The following is a 14,469-nucleotide window of genomic DNA, read 5'->3' as shown; positions in this document are numbered from 1 at the left end:
TGCTCGGACAAAATTTCTCGTAACCGACTAATAGGCAGCACAATTAATTTGTCGCTAGTTGTTATTGTTTTCACTATTCATGAACGGAAGTCTTACCGAGTTCAGGTTCCCACCTCGGTGAAACGCTCGGTGTTTCCAGCGTGGAGGCTTGAATGACCTTGTTTACTGCGAACCAACTCAAATGCTTGTTTAAGATCAGCCAGCAAGTCGGCCGTATCTTCAATACCTACAGAGACCCTGACCAAGCCCTCAGAAATCCCAAGTGCCTCGCGCTCATCCAAGGTGTTTTCCACATGGCTAGTCGTCCGTGCCGGCCCGTAGATGGTTTCAACCGCTCCCAGGTTGCCCGCACGATGGGCATACTTAAGCAGCGGTAGCAAACGAGTCACTGTGTCCATGCCCCCTACCAGCACGAAGCTGACAATTGCGCCAAATCCACGCATCTGCGAGCGAGCAATGACATGACCTCGATGTTGAGGCAGTCCCGGATAGTTCACAGATTCAACCAGCGGCTCGGTGCAGAGATACTCGGCCAGTGCTTGTGCGCTCACCTGCTGCTGACGAAGACGCAAAGCCAGAGTCTTGATGCCCCGGATGATGAGATAAGCCGAGAACGGATCCAGCGAGGCCCCATTGATTTCGCGGTAGTGGCGAACTTGAGACATAAGATCCTCGCTGCCGCAGACCATACCGCCAAGCACATCGCCATGACCGGACAGAAACTTGGTAGCGCTGTGAACTACCACATCAACCCCAAGGGCAAGGGGATTCTGATTTAAAGGCGTCGCGAACGTATTGTCTGCTATGACCAAAGCCCCAACGCGCTTCGCTGCCACCACCAGACGTCGAATATCCAGAACCTTCAGTGTTGGGTTCGTCGGGGTTTCCAGGTAAAGGACATTGCAGCCTTTTGCGATCTCATACTCGATAGATTCGGTGTCGAGGGTATCGCAAAGCGTGACCTCGACTCCCATGCGAGGGAGAAACTCTTCGAAGATTTTGTTTGTGCCGCCGTAACTGTCGCGTGTAGAAACCACACGCTGACCACAGGACAGGAAGGTATGCAGCACTCCACTGATTGCGGCCATCCCGGTACTGAACGCGACAGCCGACTCTGCGCTTTCAAGCTCGCAGAGTTTGTCTTCCAGGACAGAGACCGTAGGGTTGCTCATGCGGCTGTAAATGAAGCCAGGTTCTTTACCCAATGCCACGTCATACCATTCATCAATGTCTTGGTAACCGTAGGCGGCACTGACTACGATGGGAGTTTGGGTAGCGTTGTAGGGATGCTGAACTTGCTCCCCTCCCCAAACCACTCGCGTCCCCAAACCAGCACCCTGGCTATGGCCGGGTTTTGTCTTGTCATCCATAAATTTATCTCGCATCGATGAAACACAGATGTGTTCCGATTGGGCTTGCGATGACTATAGGGAAGGCTTGAGCGTGTGAAAAATCATGTTATCTGGGGCTAAGGGGTGTTTTTTTTAATGGATGATCGATATGAAAGAGCTTTTGAAGGGGTTGCCAGATACCGCCGCGCCACGCGGGATCGGCGGTCCCGAAGTCGAAAAGATCACCCCGATTGTTCAGGATTTCAAAATTTTGATACTTGCGAAGGTTGACTCATCACGTGCCTGATCCAGCAAGCTCATCGGCCTTGCCAATGGCAATGCCTGCGCAATCGATCTTGCTGTCACTAGCGGGTGCGTTTGCGCCACCAAGCGCTCGTCGCTGGGTGGAATGCCGAAACACTCGCGATAGCACTTTGAAAAATGGGGTGTGGACACAAAGCCACACACCACCGACAACTCTACGATGGAGATCGGCGTTTGCTTGAGCAACTGACGTGCGCGAATCAGGCGCAGTTTGAGGTAATACCGCGAAGGCGAGGAATGTAGGTACTTCTGGAACAACCGCTCAAGCTGTCGACGTGACAAGCCGACATAATTCGCCAGTTCATCGAGGTCGATCGGTTCTTCCAGATTGGCCTCCATCAAGGCGACGACTTCCTGCAACTTTGGTTGATGGGTACCGAGCATGTGCTTGAGGGGCACTCGTTGGTGATCCTGCTCGTTGCGGATTCGCTCGTAGACGAACATTTCGGAGATGGCCGCTGATAGTTCATGACCATGATCGCGACTGATCAGGTGCAGCATCATGTCCATTGGCGCAGTTCCACCAGAACTGGTGAAGCGGTCACGGTCGAGGGTGAATAAACTGGAGCTGAGGTTCACTCGCGGAAAAGCTTCCTGCATGGCGGCCAGAAATTCCCAGTGCACACTGCAATCGAAGCCATCGAGCAAGCCTGCCTTGGCCAAGGCCCAACTGCCGGTGCACACGCCCCCGATCCGCTTCGAACGCCGTGCCTGGGATCGCAACCAGGTAACGTGTTCCCGGGTCACAGCGCTTTGAATGCCAATGCCACCGCAGACGATTACGGTATCAAGCATCGGTGCGTTAATGATCGAGGAGTTTGGAGTGATGGGCATGCCGTCGCTTGCCCATACCTGCTCCCCCGCCAAACTCAAAGTATGCCAACGATAGAGCTCTTGACCGGTCAACTGATTGGCCATTCGTAGAGGCTCTACTGCAGACGCCAGAGAGATCAAAGTGAATTGGTCCAGCAGCAAAAAACCAATGGATTGGGGAGGAGCGGCCCTGGAGGTGTCGTATGCCATCGAAGATTATTCTCGCAGTGACGGTAATGGCCTGTGGCGCAGGCGGTTTTGCCGCCTGGCCACTGCTCGAGCACTGATAAGGTCGCAAGCAGGTTTACGCTGGATGTAACTGCTATGCACTTTCCGCCGACACCGCCCTCTGCGGCTGACCATGGTGACGCGTGGTCACAAGGCCGATAAAGGAAATCACCAGCGCCAGGCCGATGGTCGAAGAAACCTCCATACGGTGCTCGGGCGTCACCATCATCACTGCCAACGCTGCGCAGATGAACACGATGACCAACCAGGTGAGCCAGGGAAACAACCACATCTTGAAGGTCAGCGTGACGTTCTGCCGACGCAGAATCTTGCGCATGCGCAATTGCGACACGGCGATAACCAGGTACACCAACAACGCAATGGCGCCGGAGCTGGCGAGCAGAAACTGGAACAGTCCGGCTGGCATGAAATAGCTGAACAAGGTCACACCGGCACCCAGTACGGTGCTGGCGATCACCGCAGCTCTCGGCACGCCCGCCGACGACGTCACCTTCAGCGGCTTCGGTGCATCACCGCGCTTGCCCAGCGAAAACAACATGCGCGAGGCAATATAGATCGACGAGTTCATGCAGCTGGCCACAGCAATCAACACCACCACATCTACCATGAACTTGGCGTGGGGGATGTTCATCAGTTCCAGCGCTCGCTGGTAAGAGCCCACCGACGCCAGCAACGGATCATTCCAGGGCACCACGGAAATGACCACGAAAATGGACAGCAGGTAGAACACCCCAATGCGCCAGATCACCGAACGTGTGGCTTTAGCGATGTTCTGCGCAGGATTGCTGGATTCGGCCGCAGCGATGGTCACCGCTTCTGTACCGATGAAGCTGAACATGATGGTGATGAAAGCACCTACGACCGCTGACAAACCATTGGGCGCAAACCCGCCATGTTCCTCCATGAGTCGACTCAACCCGCTGGCTTCCCGCTCGGGAATCCAACCCATCAACACCGCAAAACCAAGGCCGATAAATCCGATGATCGCCACGACCTTGGCCATCGCAAACCAGAATTCGAACTCGCCGTATTTGGACACACTGAACAGGTTGGTCACGACCAACAGGACAATGGATGACAAGGCAAACAGCCAGGTGTCGACTTGCGGAAACCATTGGTTCAATACATGCCCGGCCGCGAGCGCTTCGATCGGAATCACCAACACCCAGAACCACCAGTAGAGCCAGCCGATGGTGAAGCCGGCCCAACGCCCGATCGCCTGATCGGCATAGGTTGAGAAAGAACCAGTGTCCGGGTTGGCCACTGCCATTTCGCCCAGCATGCGCATGACCAATACGACCAACAGGCCGGAGCACAGATAAGCCAGCAATACCGCCGGACCGGCAGCAGCGATGGCATGTCCCGACCCAACAAACAAGCCTGCGCCGATAATCCCCGCGATGGAAAGCATGGTGACGTGTCGCGGCTTGAAACCCTGTGCCAACTGACCGTTCGAATCTTTGGAGTTCAGGCTATTCATTGTTTTTTTTTGTTCTCTGGTGATCGACGTTAGCGCGTGCTGACTGAGGGTCAGGCGATCATCATTTCTTCCTGTTGCCCCTTATCGAAAGCGGCGAACCTCAGCGCTTTGGAGCATTCCCCATCAGTCATCGCAACTGCACACTGACATGAAATGACACGCCACCTTACGCGCCCAGTCATCCACGCAAGTAGCCTGAGCGCGCCACGTGCGAGTCTGATTTCGACATGCATCAGTGCGTAGGGTCTCTGACGGAAGAAGGTTAGCCATCCTAGCGATGCTGCGGTGAGGTCCGATTTCGGCCAATCCGGTGCGCCCAGATCGACCTCATATCTACCGCCACATCACCTACAGCTGTCGATCACGTGTTGGACGGTGATTGCGGAGTATCGGGATTGAGTTGCTGACGTCTGAACTGCCCTGGGGGCTGGCCATGTATCTGGCGAAAGCGTCGGGAGAAATAAGCCTCGTCAGCGAAACCGCACAACCTCGCCACCTCCCCCACCGGCCGGGTTCCATTGAGCAGATAATTGCGTGCCGCGTGCATCCTGCGCTCGAGCACCAGCTCAGTGAAGGTCTTGCCGATTTCCTTGCGCAACCAGTGCGTCAGATACGTCGGTGACAGGTAGGTCGCAGCAGCCACCTTGATCAGGTTGAGATCGGGGTCGGCAATATTCTTGCGCAAGTATTCGGACATCCTGCTCAGCGCATCGCGGCGGCTGACTTCGGCGGCATTCTCTTCGGCCAATCGTTTGAGCGGCTCGGCATACAAGGCACAAACGCTCCCCACCAATTGCAGCAGCAACCCCTTGAGCATCTCGCGGGTGCCAAACTGACGGTTCTCATCCAGGACTCGCATCTGTTCAATCAAGGCACAGACTTTGCGGAAGTCCTCATCGCCCAGAATGAAATCCAGATGTTCCTGAAAGCGGAACGGCGACAACTCCGGCGCCAGGAGAATCGAGACTTCCTCCAGATCCATCGGGTCACACTGCAAGTGCGGTAGCAGGAAGGTCTGGGAAAAATTGATCACCATGAAATTGCTGTCGGCCGGATGCGGAATCACGTGCACGCGATGCGGCAGGATGAAGGCCAGCGTATTGCGCGGAAACGGACGTTCGACGTTGCCGATGTGCTGCACGGTATCGCCACCGAGGTTAACCTGGATTTGGAAATACTCATGGCGATGTGGACTGGTTTCGGCGTGCCGACCCTTTTTGTCGCGGATGTAAAAGTCCGTCAATTCGCTGCGTTGCTGCATGACGTAAGTGGGCACTCGATTCGGTGACAACATCGCCTGAGGATCCTCGACAGGTACATGGACAGATTGTCGTCGCGCCGCGATGCAGGCGGCGACTGCGGTAATTGTGAAGGCAGACACCGAGGGCTTCAACACGTCATAGGATGACAATGCAATATAGAGAATTAATTGTATCCGTGTGTGATGTGTCGCCTGTCCAAAAAATCTACGCACACACAAAAACAATTAATCATTTAAAAACATAAACTTATGAAACAAATAAAGCATAACCAAGGAAATACGCTGATTTGTTTTTTCTTGGACACCTGTATTCATCGCCTTTTTTAGAAGAAAAAACGATCTAACGCCTCCGTTGATTTTGAGAAGTTGTACGACCACTGTGATAGCCAATGCAGCCCGAACCTTCCAAAAACAATCAAAAGGTGCGCACGTGATGAACCTGTTTTTCCCCCTCGCCAACCCTCCCCCGATCGAGCCAGTCCGAAGGCGTATTTGAGCGCCTGACAGCGGCTGTCCGCGCCTCTCATTCAAGTAGCGATTGCTCTGCCCCGGCACTGCGGGCACGGCTTCGGCTGCGCGCGAACATCTCGATTCATCTAACAATAAAAAGGTCTACTCATGTCGAACTCGCAAACCTCCCCGTCCACCGCGTCGTCGGTGAGCGCCGGCGCCCGGGACGCCCTGTTGCCTCAGCGACTGCCGACGCGTCGGCGCTGGTTCATGCTGTCATTGCTGCTGATTGCGACCATCATCAATTACATCGACCGGGTAAACATCTCGATTGCCGCACCTTTCATGGCCAAGGATCTGGGCCTGGACAAGATCGAAATGGGCCTGATCTTTTCCGCGTTTGCCTGGACCTACGCACTCGCCTTGGTGCCTGCCGGGTTCATTGCCGATCGCTTCGGTTCCCGGTTCACTTACGGGGTGTCGCTGATCAGTTGGTCGACGGTCACCGTGTGCCAAGGCTTCGCCACAGGATTCGCTTCGCTGTTCGGGCTGCGCCTGGCCGTCGGTGCCATGGAAGCTCCAGCGTTTCCGGCCAACAGCCGAGCGGTCACGGTGTGGTTCCCGGCCCGCGAACGGGGCCTGGCCAGCAGCATTTACGTGTGCGGCCAATATCTGGGCACGGCTCTGTTTACCGGCGTGCTGTTATGGCTGGCCACGACCTATGACTGGCGCCATGTTTTCTACAGCACCGGAATACTCGGCATTGTGTTCGGTGTGATCTGGCTCTACGTGTACCGCGATCCGCTGAGCTGCAAGAACGTCAGCCAGGAAGAGCTGAAGTACATCGAAGCCGGGGGTGGACTGGTCAAGAGCAGTCAGGAACGCACCCGGTTCAACTGGCGGCAGATCGCCGAGCTGTTCAGTTATCGGCAGATCTGGGCGATTTGCATCGGCAAGTTCGCCAGCACCTCGGCGTTGTACTTTTTCCTGACCTGGTTCCCGACGTACCTGATCGAAGAACGCAAGCTGACCATGATCAAGGCCGGAATCTTCGCGGTGCTGCCGTTCGTGGGTGCAACGGTCGGCATTCTGCTGGCCGGCATCGTCTCCGACTTGCTGATACGCCGTGGTTACTCAATGTCCTTCGCTCGCAAGTTGCCATTGGTGGTCGGATCGATGCTGGGCATGTCGATTGTGCTGGTGAATTTCACCGACTCGAATGTGATCTGCATTGCCGTGCTGACCATAGCCTTCTTCGCCCAGGGAATCGCTTCGTCGTCGTGGGCGGCCGTATCGGAAGTCGCGCCCAAGGAACTGATCGGCCTGACCGGCGGAGTCACCAGCCTGGCCGCCAACATCGGCGGGATCGTCACCCCGATCGTGATTGGCGGCATCGTCCACGCAACCGGCTCGTTTGCCTACGCCTTCTGGTTCATTGGCGGCGTGGCGTTGATCGGGACCTTGTCCTACTCGTTGCTGCTCGGTCGTTTGTATCGCATCGAACTCAAGGCGCGCTGAGCCAAGACACCGTTTTTCTCCAACACGAGGCGGCTTTCGTCCAACTTTGCAAAAGATTGCCGCCGTACGCTGACGCTTCAAACAGGACGACTACAAAAATGACGATGACCGAGTACGTGTTTACCCCGGATCTGCCCGTGACCTTGCCGGTTGCCGGCAGCCAGCAGCGCTTTCCCGTTGGCCGGGTATTTTGCGTCGGCCGCAACTACCCTTGGCCAGACACCCAAGGCCAGTCCCGCCAGCCGCCAGTGTTCTTCATGAAACCGGCGAACAACGTGGTGGATGCGGCGGGTGAAGTGACTTTCCCGCCGTTGACCGAAGAGTTTGTCCACGAAATCGAATTGGTCGTGGCCATCGGTGAAGGCGGCGCCAATATTCCGCAGAGTCAGGCGTTGGCCTATGTCTGGGGCTATGCCGCCGGTCTTGATCTGACCCGTCGTGATGTCCAGCGCGCGGCCAAAAGCAATGGTTTGCCGTGGGAAGGTGCCAAGGTGTTCGACGGCGCCGCGCCGATGACCGCCATCGTGCCGGTGACTCGCGCCGGACACCCGGATGGCGATTTGTGGCTGAACGTCAACGGCGAAGAGCGCCAGCGCGACAGCCTCGACAGCCAGATCTGGTCGGTCAGTGAAATCATCAGCCGCATCTCGCAATCGGTAGCGCTGCGGGCCGGTGACTTGATCATGACCGGCAGCCCGGCAGGCGTCGATGTGCTGCAACCAGGCGACATCATCAACGCCGGGATCGACGGCATCGGCCAACTGGAAATGCGCGTCGGTCCACGACCTTGAACCCGCCACACGCCCTCGTGAATTGAGGAAGGAGATAACAACATGAACAGTCCTTTGAAAGTGGCCCTGGTTACCGGCGCCGGTAGCGGAATCGGCCGCGCCGTGGCCCTGGCTCTGATGGCGGACGGATTCACCCTGGTAGTGGCCGGACGTCGGCCGGAGCCATTGCAGGCCTTGGTCGAATTGGCGCTCAGCGAAGGACACGAAGCGCTGGCGGTGCCCACTGATGTGCGCGACCCGGCCAGTGTCGATGCGCTGTTTGCCACCATCACCGAGGTATACGGACGCCTCGACGTGGTGTTTAACAACGCCGGGGTCAACGCCCCTGCCGTGCCGCTCGATGAGCTGACATTCGAGCAGTGGCGAAACGTGATCGACACCAACCTCAACGGCGTTTTCCTCTGTGCCCGTGGTGCCTTCGGGCTGATGCGCCGGCAACAGCCACAGGGCGGACGCATCATCAACAATGGCTCGATCTCGGCGCATACCCCACGCCCCTTCAGCAGCGCCTACACCGCCAGCAAACACGCGGTGCTGGGGCTGACCAAATCCCTGGCCCTGGACGGGCGCGAATTCAACATCGCCTGCAGCCAGATCGACATCGGCAACGCCCTGACCGAAATGTCGGTGCGCATGACCAAAGGCGTGCGCCAGGCCAACGGCACCATCGCCGTGGAGCCGATGGTGGACGTCAAGCATGTGGCCGATGCGGTGCGCTACATCGCCAGTCTGCCGCTGGAGGCGAACGTCCTGAACATGACCGTCATGGCCACTGCCATGCCGTTTGCCGGTCGCGGTTAAACCGGCCTTTTTATTCCGTTACGCGAGGTTTACATGAAGCCAGAAGTCTTGCAGCTCAGCCCGATCCTGATCCCTGAAATCAACGCGCGGCTCGATGAGTTGTTTACCGTCAGACGTTACTTCCAGCAGGCCGACAAGCAGGCTTATTTGCAGGAACACGGCGCGAATATTCGCGCCGTGATCACCGGCGGGCATACCGGTATCAGCCAAGGGCTGATGGCGCAATTACCGAAACTGGAAGTGGTGGCGGTCAACGGCGTGGGTACCGATGCGGTGGATCTGGCGTACGCCCGGGATCGCGGAATTCGCGTGACCGCAACCATCGGCGCGCTGACCGAAGACGTCGCCGACCTGGCCATCGGCTTGTTGATTGCCGTGTGCCGGGGTCTGTGCACCAGTGATCGTTATGTGCGTTCGGGGCAATGGCCCCAGAGCCCGACACCGCTGGCCCCGTTGCCGTTGGCGCGTCAGGTGTCGGGCATGCGCATCGGCATCGTCGGCATGGGCCGGGTCGGCCGTGCAGTGGCGACCCGGGCCGCAGCGTTCGGCTGCCCGATCAGTTACACCGATCTGCAGCCGATGAACGATGTGAACCACACTTTCATCGCCGATCTGAAGCAGCTGGCCAGCAACAGTGATGCGCTGATTCTCGCGGCCGCTGCCGACAAGGCTGAAGCCATCATCAATGCCGAGGTGCTGCAGGCGCTGGGCAAGGACGGGTATCTGATCAACGTGGCGCGCGGCAAGCTGGTCAACGAGGTCGATCTGGTGGCGGCGCTTGCCGCTGGTGAGATCGCGGGTGCAGCGCTGGATGTGTTTGTCGATGAACCTAACGTTCCCGAGGCACTGTTTGCCAACGAGAAAGTGGTACTGCAGCCCCATCGCGCCAGTGCGACGCTGCAGACCCGCACGCGGATGGGAGAAATGGTGGTGGCGAGCCTGGTGGACAGTTTCGCCGGGAGAATACCGCAGGGTTCCGTGACTGACTGAAGGTTGGCCGCCGAGGAGATGTTGCGTCCCCTCGGCGGCTCGGTGTCAGGTAAACAGATCGACGCCCAATTGGAAGGCAACCCACAGCAAATGGCTCACCGGGATCAAATTGCTCCACCCGCCGGGCCAACAAAGTCATCTCGGTTCTCCTCTGCGTCTCGAAACGGTCCAGGCTCGCATTGCTCATGCGGATTGAGTGCGCGCATCCACATCACTTGCAGACTCAGGTCTGATCTTGAACCAGAGGGAGTACATCGCTGGCAGGAACACCAATGTCAGCACTGTGCCGGCGAACGTACCGCCAATCAGCGTGTACGCCAGCGTGCCCCAGAACACTGAATGAGTCAGTGGAATGAAAGCCAACATTGCCGCCATTGCCGTGAGGATCACCGGCCGCGCCCGTTGTACAGTGGCTTCGACCAATGCGTCATAAGGCGTCAGGCCGGCTTGCTCATTGGAGTGAATCTGACCGATAAGGATCAGCGCGTTGCGCATCAGAATCCCTGACAACGCAATCAGTCCCACCAAGGCGTTGATCCCGAACGGCTGTTGGAACAGCAGAAGAATCGGCACCACACCAATCAACCCCAGGGGCGCGGTGGCGAAAACCATCATCATCGCCGACATCGAGCGCACCTGAATAATGATGGTCAGCAACATCAGCGCGATCATGATCGGGAACAACGGCAGCAACGCCTTGTTCGCTTTACCCGACTCCTCAATCGCACCTGCCAACTCAATCCGGTAGCCCACAGGCAACTGTTCAATGACCGGTTGCAGTTGCTTCATCACGGCGCTGGAGACATCCGGGGGCTGAAGTCCTTCAGCCACATCACCGCGTACGGTGATGGTCGGCGTACGGTCACGGCGCCGCAGAATGGGCTCTTCCATGCGCGCATCGACCGTCCCGACCTGAGACAGCGAGACCCGTTGACCCTGAGCGCCGGTCAGTGTGAAGGCGTCAATTTTTGAAGGATCCAGACGTGTGTTTCCAGCAGAGCGCGCGACCACCTGGACCGATCGGATATCTTCACGCACTTGGGTGACAGGCGCTCCGGTCAACAGGAACTGCAGTTGCTGAGCAACATCAGTGGAGGTTAAACCAAATGCCTGCAAACGATCCTGATCCAGCGTGAGGTGGAGTGCCGGAACGCGCTCGCCCATGTCGGTGTTGACGGTTCTCGTCATGGGACTAGCAGCCATGACCTCGCGCACCTGTGCGGCGATATCACGCAACACGGTCCGGTCCGCGCCCATAACCCGAAAGGCCACCGGGTACGGCGAATAAGGACCAAACACCAACTGTGTTACACGCACCCGTGCTTCAGGCGCCAAGCCATCCGCCGCGGCTTGCCGCAGCCGGATTTTGAGCGCCTCGCGCTCTTCCTGACTCGCTGTCAGCACGACGATTTTTGCAAACGAAGGATCCGGCAACTCAGGTGCCATCGCGAGATAGAAGCGTGGCGCGCCCTGACCAATGTAAGCGGTCACTATCCGAGCCTCCGGTTGTTTTGCCAACCACGCCTCGACCTTGGCCGCCGCCAAATCGGTTTGCTCGATCGACGTCCCGTACGGCATCTGCACCTCAACCAGCACCTCGGGCCGGTCTGATGTAGGGAAGAACTGTTTCTTCACCAAGCCCATGCCAATAATCGACACAATGAACAAGGCCACGACGGATATCGCTACAAGGCCTTTACGGCGAATAACCGTCCCCAACAAACGCCTGAAACGCAGGTAATTCGGTGTACCGTAAATCGCTGCATGCCCCCCTTCAGGCACCTTGATCTGCGGCAGCAGTTTGACGCCCAGGTAAGGTGTGAACACCACTGCCACCACCCAGGAGGTAATGAGCGCAATGCCGACGATCCAGAACATATTGGCGGTGTACTCACCGGCCGTAGATTTGGCAAAACCGTTGGGCATAAAGCCTATGGCAGTGACCAGCGTGCCCGACAACATCGGGGCTGCAGTATGGCTCCAGGCATAGGCGGAGGCTCTGATTCGGTCGTAGCCCTCCTCCATCTTCACCACCATCATTTCAATGGCAATGATTGCATCGTCCACAAGTAGCCCCAGCGCCAGAATCAACGACCCCAGCGTGATCCGGTCAAAGTCTTTACCTGTGGCGGCCATGACAATGAACACCGCAGCCAGAGTCAACGGCACCGCCGCAGCGACGACGATACCGACTCGCCAGCCCATGCTGAGGAAGCACACCAGCAACACCACCCCTAGCGCCGCAAAAAACTTGACCATGAACTCGTTGACGGACCCACCAATATTCACCGCCTGATCGGTGACCTTGGTCAGCGTCATGCCTAAAGGCATTTGCTCATTGATCGACGTTGTCTCGGCGTCGAGCGCCTTACCTAAATCCAGGCCGTTCCAGCCATCGCGCATCACCACGCCGAGCAACAATGCCGGCTCACCGTTGTTGCGCACCGAGAACGTAGAGGGGTCCTCATAGCCACGCTTGACCTCAGCCACATCGGACAATTTGAGGGTTCTGCCCTGCACTACCAGGGGCGTATCCCGAATCTTCTGCAAGTCATCAAACGCACCATCCAGTCGGATGAAAACCTGCGGGCCCTTCGCCTCAACCGAACCGGCCGGAGTCATCATGTTCTGCGCGTTCATCGCGCTGAAGATATCTCGTGCGGAAACACCCAGTGTCGCCAGACGCTCGTATGAAAAGTCGACAAAAATGCGCTCGGACTGCTCACCAATGATATTGACCTTCTTCACTCCCGCCACGTGCAGCAGACGCTGGCGCAAGACCTCGGCCTCGCGCACCAGCAAGCGCTGCGGTTCGCCCTTGGCCTTTAGCGCATATAGAGCGAAGGTGACATCGGCATACTCATCATTGACCATCGGACCGATCCCCCCGGACGGCAACCCCTTCTCCTCATCAAGGATTTTCTTGCGTGCCTGGTAAAACTCCTCCGGGACGGCGGAGGGCGGCGTGCCGTCGAGCAGATAAACTGTGGTGAAAGCCAAGCCTGGCCGGGTAAAGGTCTCGGTCCGGTCGTACCAACGCAGTTCCTGCATGCGCTTTTCCAGCTTTTCAACCACCTGGTCCTGCATCTCCTGAGCAGTCGCCCCAGGCCAGGCAGTCACCACCGTCATTTGTTTGATGGTGAAGGCAGGGTCTTCCGCGCGCCCCAGTTTGAAGAAGGCATACAGCCCACCTACGGAAATCAGCAGAATCAAAAACAGCGTGATCGAACGCTCACGCACCGCTAGTGCGGACAGATTGAACCCGATCATCGGCGCACCTCGGCCACCGGTGCTTGGGCGCTGACGGGCATTTGAGACCTGACCCGTTCCCCTTCACTTAACAGATGCGCACCCAGCGCGACGATACGATCGTCGATCTGGAGGTTGCCCGTCACTCGAGCAGTTTCTGCATTGCTTAGGCTGAGTACCGTGACAGGGCGCCACGTCACCTGCTCAGGCTCGCCCCCAATGGCCCAGACACCAGGACCTTTACCCGCGTCGTAGAGGGCAGCGATAGGCACTTGTAATTCATTGGCATTGGCGACTGGCGTACCGTCTATGGCAACTGAGATGGTCGAACCCAGGATGGCATCAGCAAGCGCTCCCTCCAACACATAGCGCGCCTCAAAGGTACGGGTTTGCCGGTCAGCCGAATCGGACAACTGGCGTAAACGCGCGCTGCCTGCACGTTGGTTTTGCCCATAAAGTTCAACCGTCGCCGACGACCCTATCGCAGGACGTAGCGTTTCAGGCAACTGGATCACCGCCTCGCGCTGCCCGGAATGGGCAATTCGTACAACCACCTGACCTGCGCCTATCACCTGCCCCGGCTCTGCCAAGGTGTCGACAACAACCCCGTCAGCATCAGCCAGCAACGTCGAATAGCCGGTAGAGTTTCTCGCCACATCAGCCTGGGCTTTGGCCGCGTTAAGCTGCGCTTTCGCCGAGTCGGCAGCCGCTTTGAACCCTGCATAAGCTGAAGCGGATACAGCGCCAACAGACACCAAATCCCGGTAGCGAAGCTCATCATCTGAGGCCTGCCGGGATCGGGCCATGGCGGCCAGCATCGCTTCCTGCTGCGCCCGCGCGGTCAGCGCCAGATCATTAGCATCGATTCGCATGAGTGGCTGCCCGCGCTTGACGCTCTGCCCGGTGTCCACCAAACGTTCCAGCACTTTCCCAGGAACTCGAAAGCCGAGATCGCTCTGAACCCGAGCTGCGACGATACCGGTGAATACCCGATCTGCAGGCGCGGAGGGTTGAACCACCGCGATGCGCACCAAGGGCATTTGAAGGCGAGGATCTGAAGGTATGGCCTCGTTGCATGCCGCTAAGGCAAACGGCAACAAGCCAATGAAAATGAATGACGTGTGGCGGCGCTGGATCATAGAGACCTCTTGGAAGCGGATACGCCATACTTATTCAAGTGACCAATTTAGTCAATAGTCACAATTCGGCCGA

The 14,469-nt window shown here is 57.5% G+C and carries 10 protein-coding genes; 4 read left to right on the top strand and 6 right to left on the bottom strand.

Annotated elements, in window-relative coordinates; all coding sequences use genetic code 11:
- Nucleotides 1–101: 101 nt before the first annotated feature.
- The 4 genes from PMI27_RS24815 to PMI27_RS24830 all read right to left on the bottom strand — a co-directional run bounded on the left by PMI27_RS24815 (nucleotide 102) and on the right by PMI27_RS24830 (nucleotide 5,491).
- Nucleotides 102–1,370 (bottom strand): cystathionine gamma-synthase family protein, encoded by a 1,269-nt coding sequence (locus tag PMI27_RS24815; RefSeq protein ID WP_008154121.1) that lies wholly within the window; start codon nucleotides 1,368–1,370, stop codon nucleotides 102–104.
- Nucleotides 1,371–1,586: 216 nt separating this feature from the next.
- Complete coding sequence (locus tag PMI27_RS24820; RefSeq protein WP_033053054.1) at nucleotides 1,587–2,678, bottom strand: GlxA family transcriptional regulator; 1,092 nt, start codon at nucleotides 2,676–2,678, stop codon at nucleotides 1,587–1,589.
- A 112-nt stretch (nucleotides 2,679–2,790) separates the two neighbouring features.
- On the bottom strand, nucleotides 2,791–4,197 hold the full coding sequence (gabP, locus tag PMI27_RS24825) for a GABA permease (protein ID WP_008154125.1): 1,407 nt from the start codon (nucleotides 4,195–4,197) through the stop codon (nucleotides 2,791–2,793).
- A gap of 361 nt (nucleotides 4,198–4,558) precedes the next feature.
- Nucleotides 4,559–5,491: a helix-turn-helix transcriptional regulator gene (locus tag PMI27_RS24830; RefSeq protein WP_008154128.1), complete on the bottom strand. Its 933-nt coding sequence runs from the start codon at nucleotides 5,489–5,491 to the stop codon at nucleotides 4,559–4,561.
- Between the two features lie 585 nt (nucleotides 5,492–6,076).
- Here PMI27_RS24830 and PMI27_RS24835 point away from each other — a divergent pair.
- The 4 genes from PMI27_RS24835 (at nucleotide 6,077) to PMI27_RS24850 (ending at nucleotide 10,008) form a co-directional block, all read left to right on the top strand.
- The gene (locus PMI27_RS24835; RefSeq protein WP_008154131.1) at nucleotides 6,077–7,426 is read left to right on the top strand and encodes an MFS transporter; all 1,350 of its coding nucleotides are present in this window, start codon (nucleotides 6,077–6,079) and stop codon (nucleotides 7,424–7,426) included.
- Nucleotides 7,427–7,524: 98 nt separating this feature from the next.
- Complete coding sequence (locus PMI27_RS24840; protein WP_008154133.1) at nucleotides 7,525–8,217, top strand: fumarylacetoacetate hydrolase family protein; 693 nt, start codon at nucleotides 7,525–7,527, stop codon at nucleotides 8,215–8,217.
- A gap of 42 nt (nucleotides 8,218–8,259) precedes the next feature.
- Entirely contained in the window at nucleotides 8,260–9,018 is a 759-nt protein-coding gene (locus PMI27_RS24845) for an SDR family oxidoreductase (protein WP_008154135.1), read from the top strand.
- Between the two features lie 33 nt (nucleotides 9,019–9,051).
- Complete coding sequence (locus tag PMI27_RS24850) at nucleotides 9,052–10,008, top strand: 2-hydroxyacid dehydrogenase (RefSeq protein WP_008154137.1); 957 nt, start codon at nucleotides 9,052–9,054, stop codon at nucleotides 10,006–10,008.
- A gap of 183 nt (nucleotides 10,009–10,191) precedes the next feature.
- Here the strand turns inward: PMI27_RS24850 and PMI27_RS24855 are convergent, their stop codons facing one another.
- Together PMI27_RS24855 and PMI27_RS24860 are read right to left on the bottom strand one after the other, a co-directional pair.
- Nucleotides 10,192–13,278, bottom strand: a complete 3,087-nt coding sequence (locus tag PMI27_RS24855) for an efflux RND transporter permease subunit (protein ID WP_008154139.1) — start codon at nucleotides 13,276–13,278, stop codon at nucleotides 10,192–10,194.
- Nucleotides 13,275–14,396, bottom strand: coding sequence for an efflux RND transporter periplasmic adaptor subunit (locus PMI27_RS24860; RefSeq protein ID WP_008154142.1), 1,122 nt, complete (start codon nucleotides 14,394–14,396; stop codon nucleotides 13,275–13,277). Before PMI27_RS24860 ends, PMI27_RS24855 begins: the two co-directional genes overlap by 4 nt.
- Between the last annotated feature and the right edge of the window lie 73 nt (nucleotides 14,397–14,469).

The sequence above is a fragment of the Pseudomonas sp. GM41(2012) genome (genome assembly GCF_000282315.2).
In the GTDB taxonomy this organism is placed as follows: domain Bacteria; phylum Pseudomonadota; class Gammaproteobacteria; order Pseudomonadales; family Pseudomonadaceae; genus Aquipseudomonas.
Note: the sequence above shows the minus strand (reverse complement) of the source record. Positions and strands in the feature narration are given on the sequence as shown.

Excerpts from the sequence above, each read along its gene's own strand:
- PMI27_RS24815 (WP_008154121.1), bottom strand. The coding sequence starts at position 1,370 with ATGGATGACAAGACAAAACCCGGCCATAGCCAGGGTGCTGGTTTGGGG.
- PMI27_RS24820 (WP_033053054.1), bottom strand. The coding sequence starts at position 2,678 with ATGGCATACGACACCTCCAGGGCCGCTCCTCCCCAATCCATTGGTTTT.
- gabP (WP_008154125.1), bottom strand. The coding sequence starts at position 4,197 with ATGAATAGCCTGAACTCCAAAGATTCGAACGGTCAGTTGGCACAGGGT.
- PMI27_RS24830 (WP_008154128.1), bottom strand. The coding sequence starts at position 5,491 with ATGTTGTCACCGAATCGAGTGCCCACTTACGTCATGCAGCAACGCAGC.
- PMI27_RS24835 (WP_008154131.1), top strand. The coding sequence starts at position 6,077 with ATGTCGAACTCGCAAACCTCCCCGTCCACCGCGTCGTCGGTGAGCGCC.
- PMI27_RS24840 (WP_008154133.1), top strand. The coding sequence starts at position 7,525 with ATGACGATGACCGAGTACGTGTTTACCCCGGATCTGCCCGTGACCTTG.
- PMI27_RS24845 (WP_008154135.1), top strand. The coding sequence starts at position 8,260 with ATGAACAGTCCTTTGAAAGTGGCCCTGGTTACCGGCGCCGGTAGCGGA.
- PMI27_RS24850 (WP_008154137.1), top strand. The coding sequence starts at position 9,052 with ATGAAGCCAGAAGTCTTGCAGCTCAGCCCGATCCTGATCCCTGAAATC.
- PMI27_RS24855 (WP_008154139.1), bottom strand. The coding sequence starts at position 13,278 with ATGATCGGGTTCAATCTGTCCGCACTAGCGGTGCGTGAGCGTTCGATC.
- PMI27_RS24860 (WP_008154142.1), bottom strand. The coding sequence starts at position 14,396 with ATGATCCAGCGCCGCCACACGTCATTCATTTTCATTGGCTTGTTGCCG.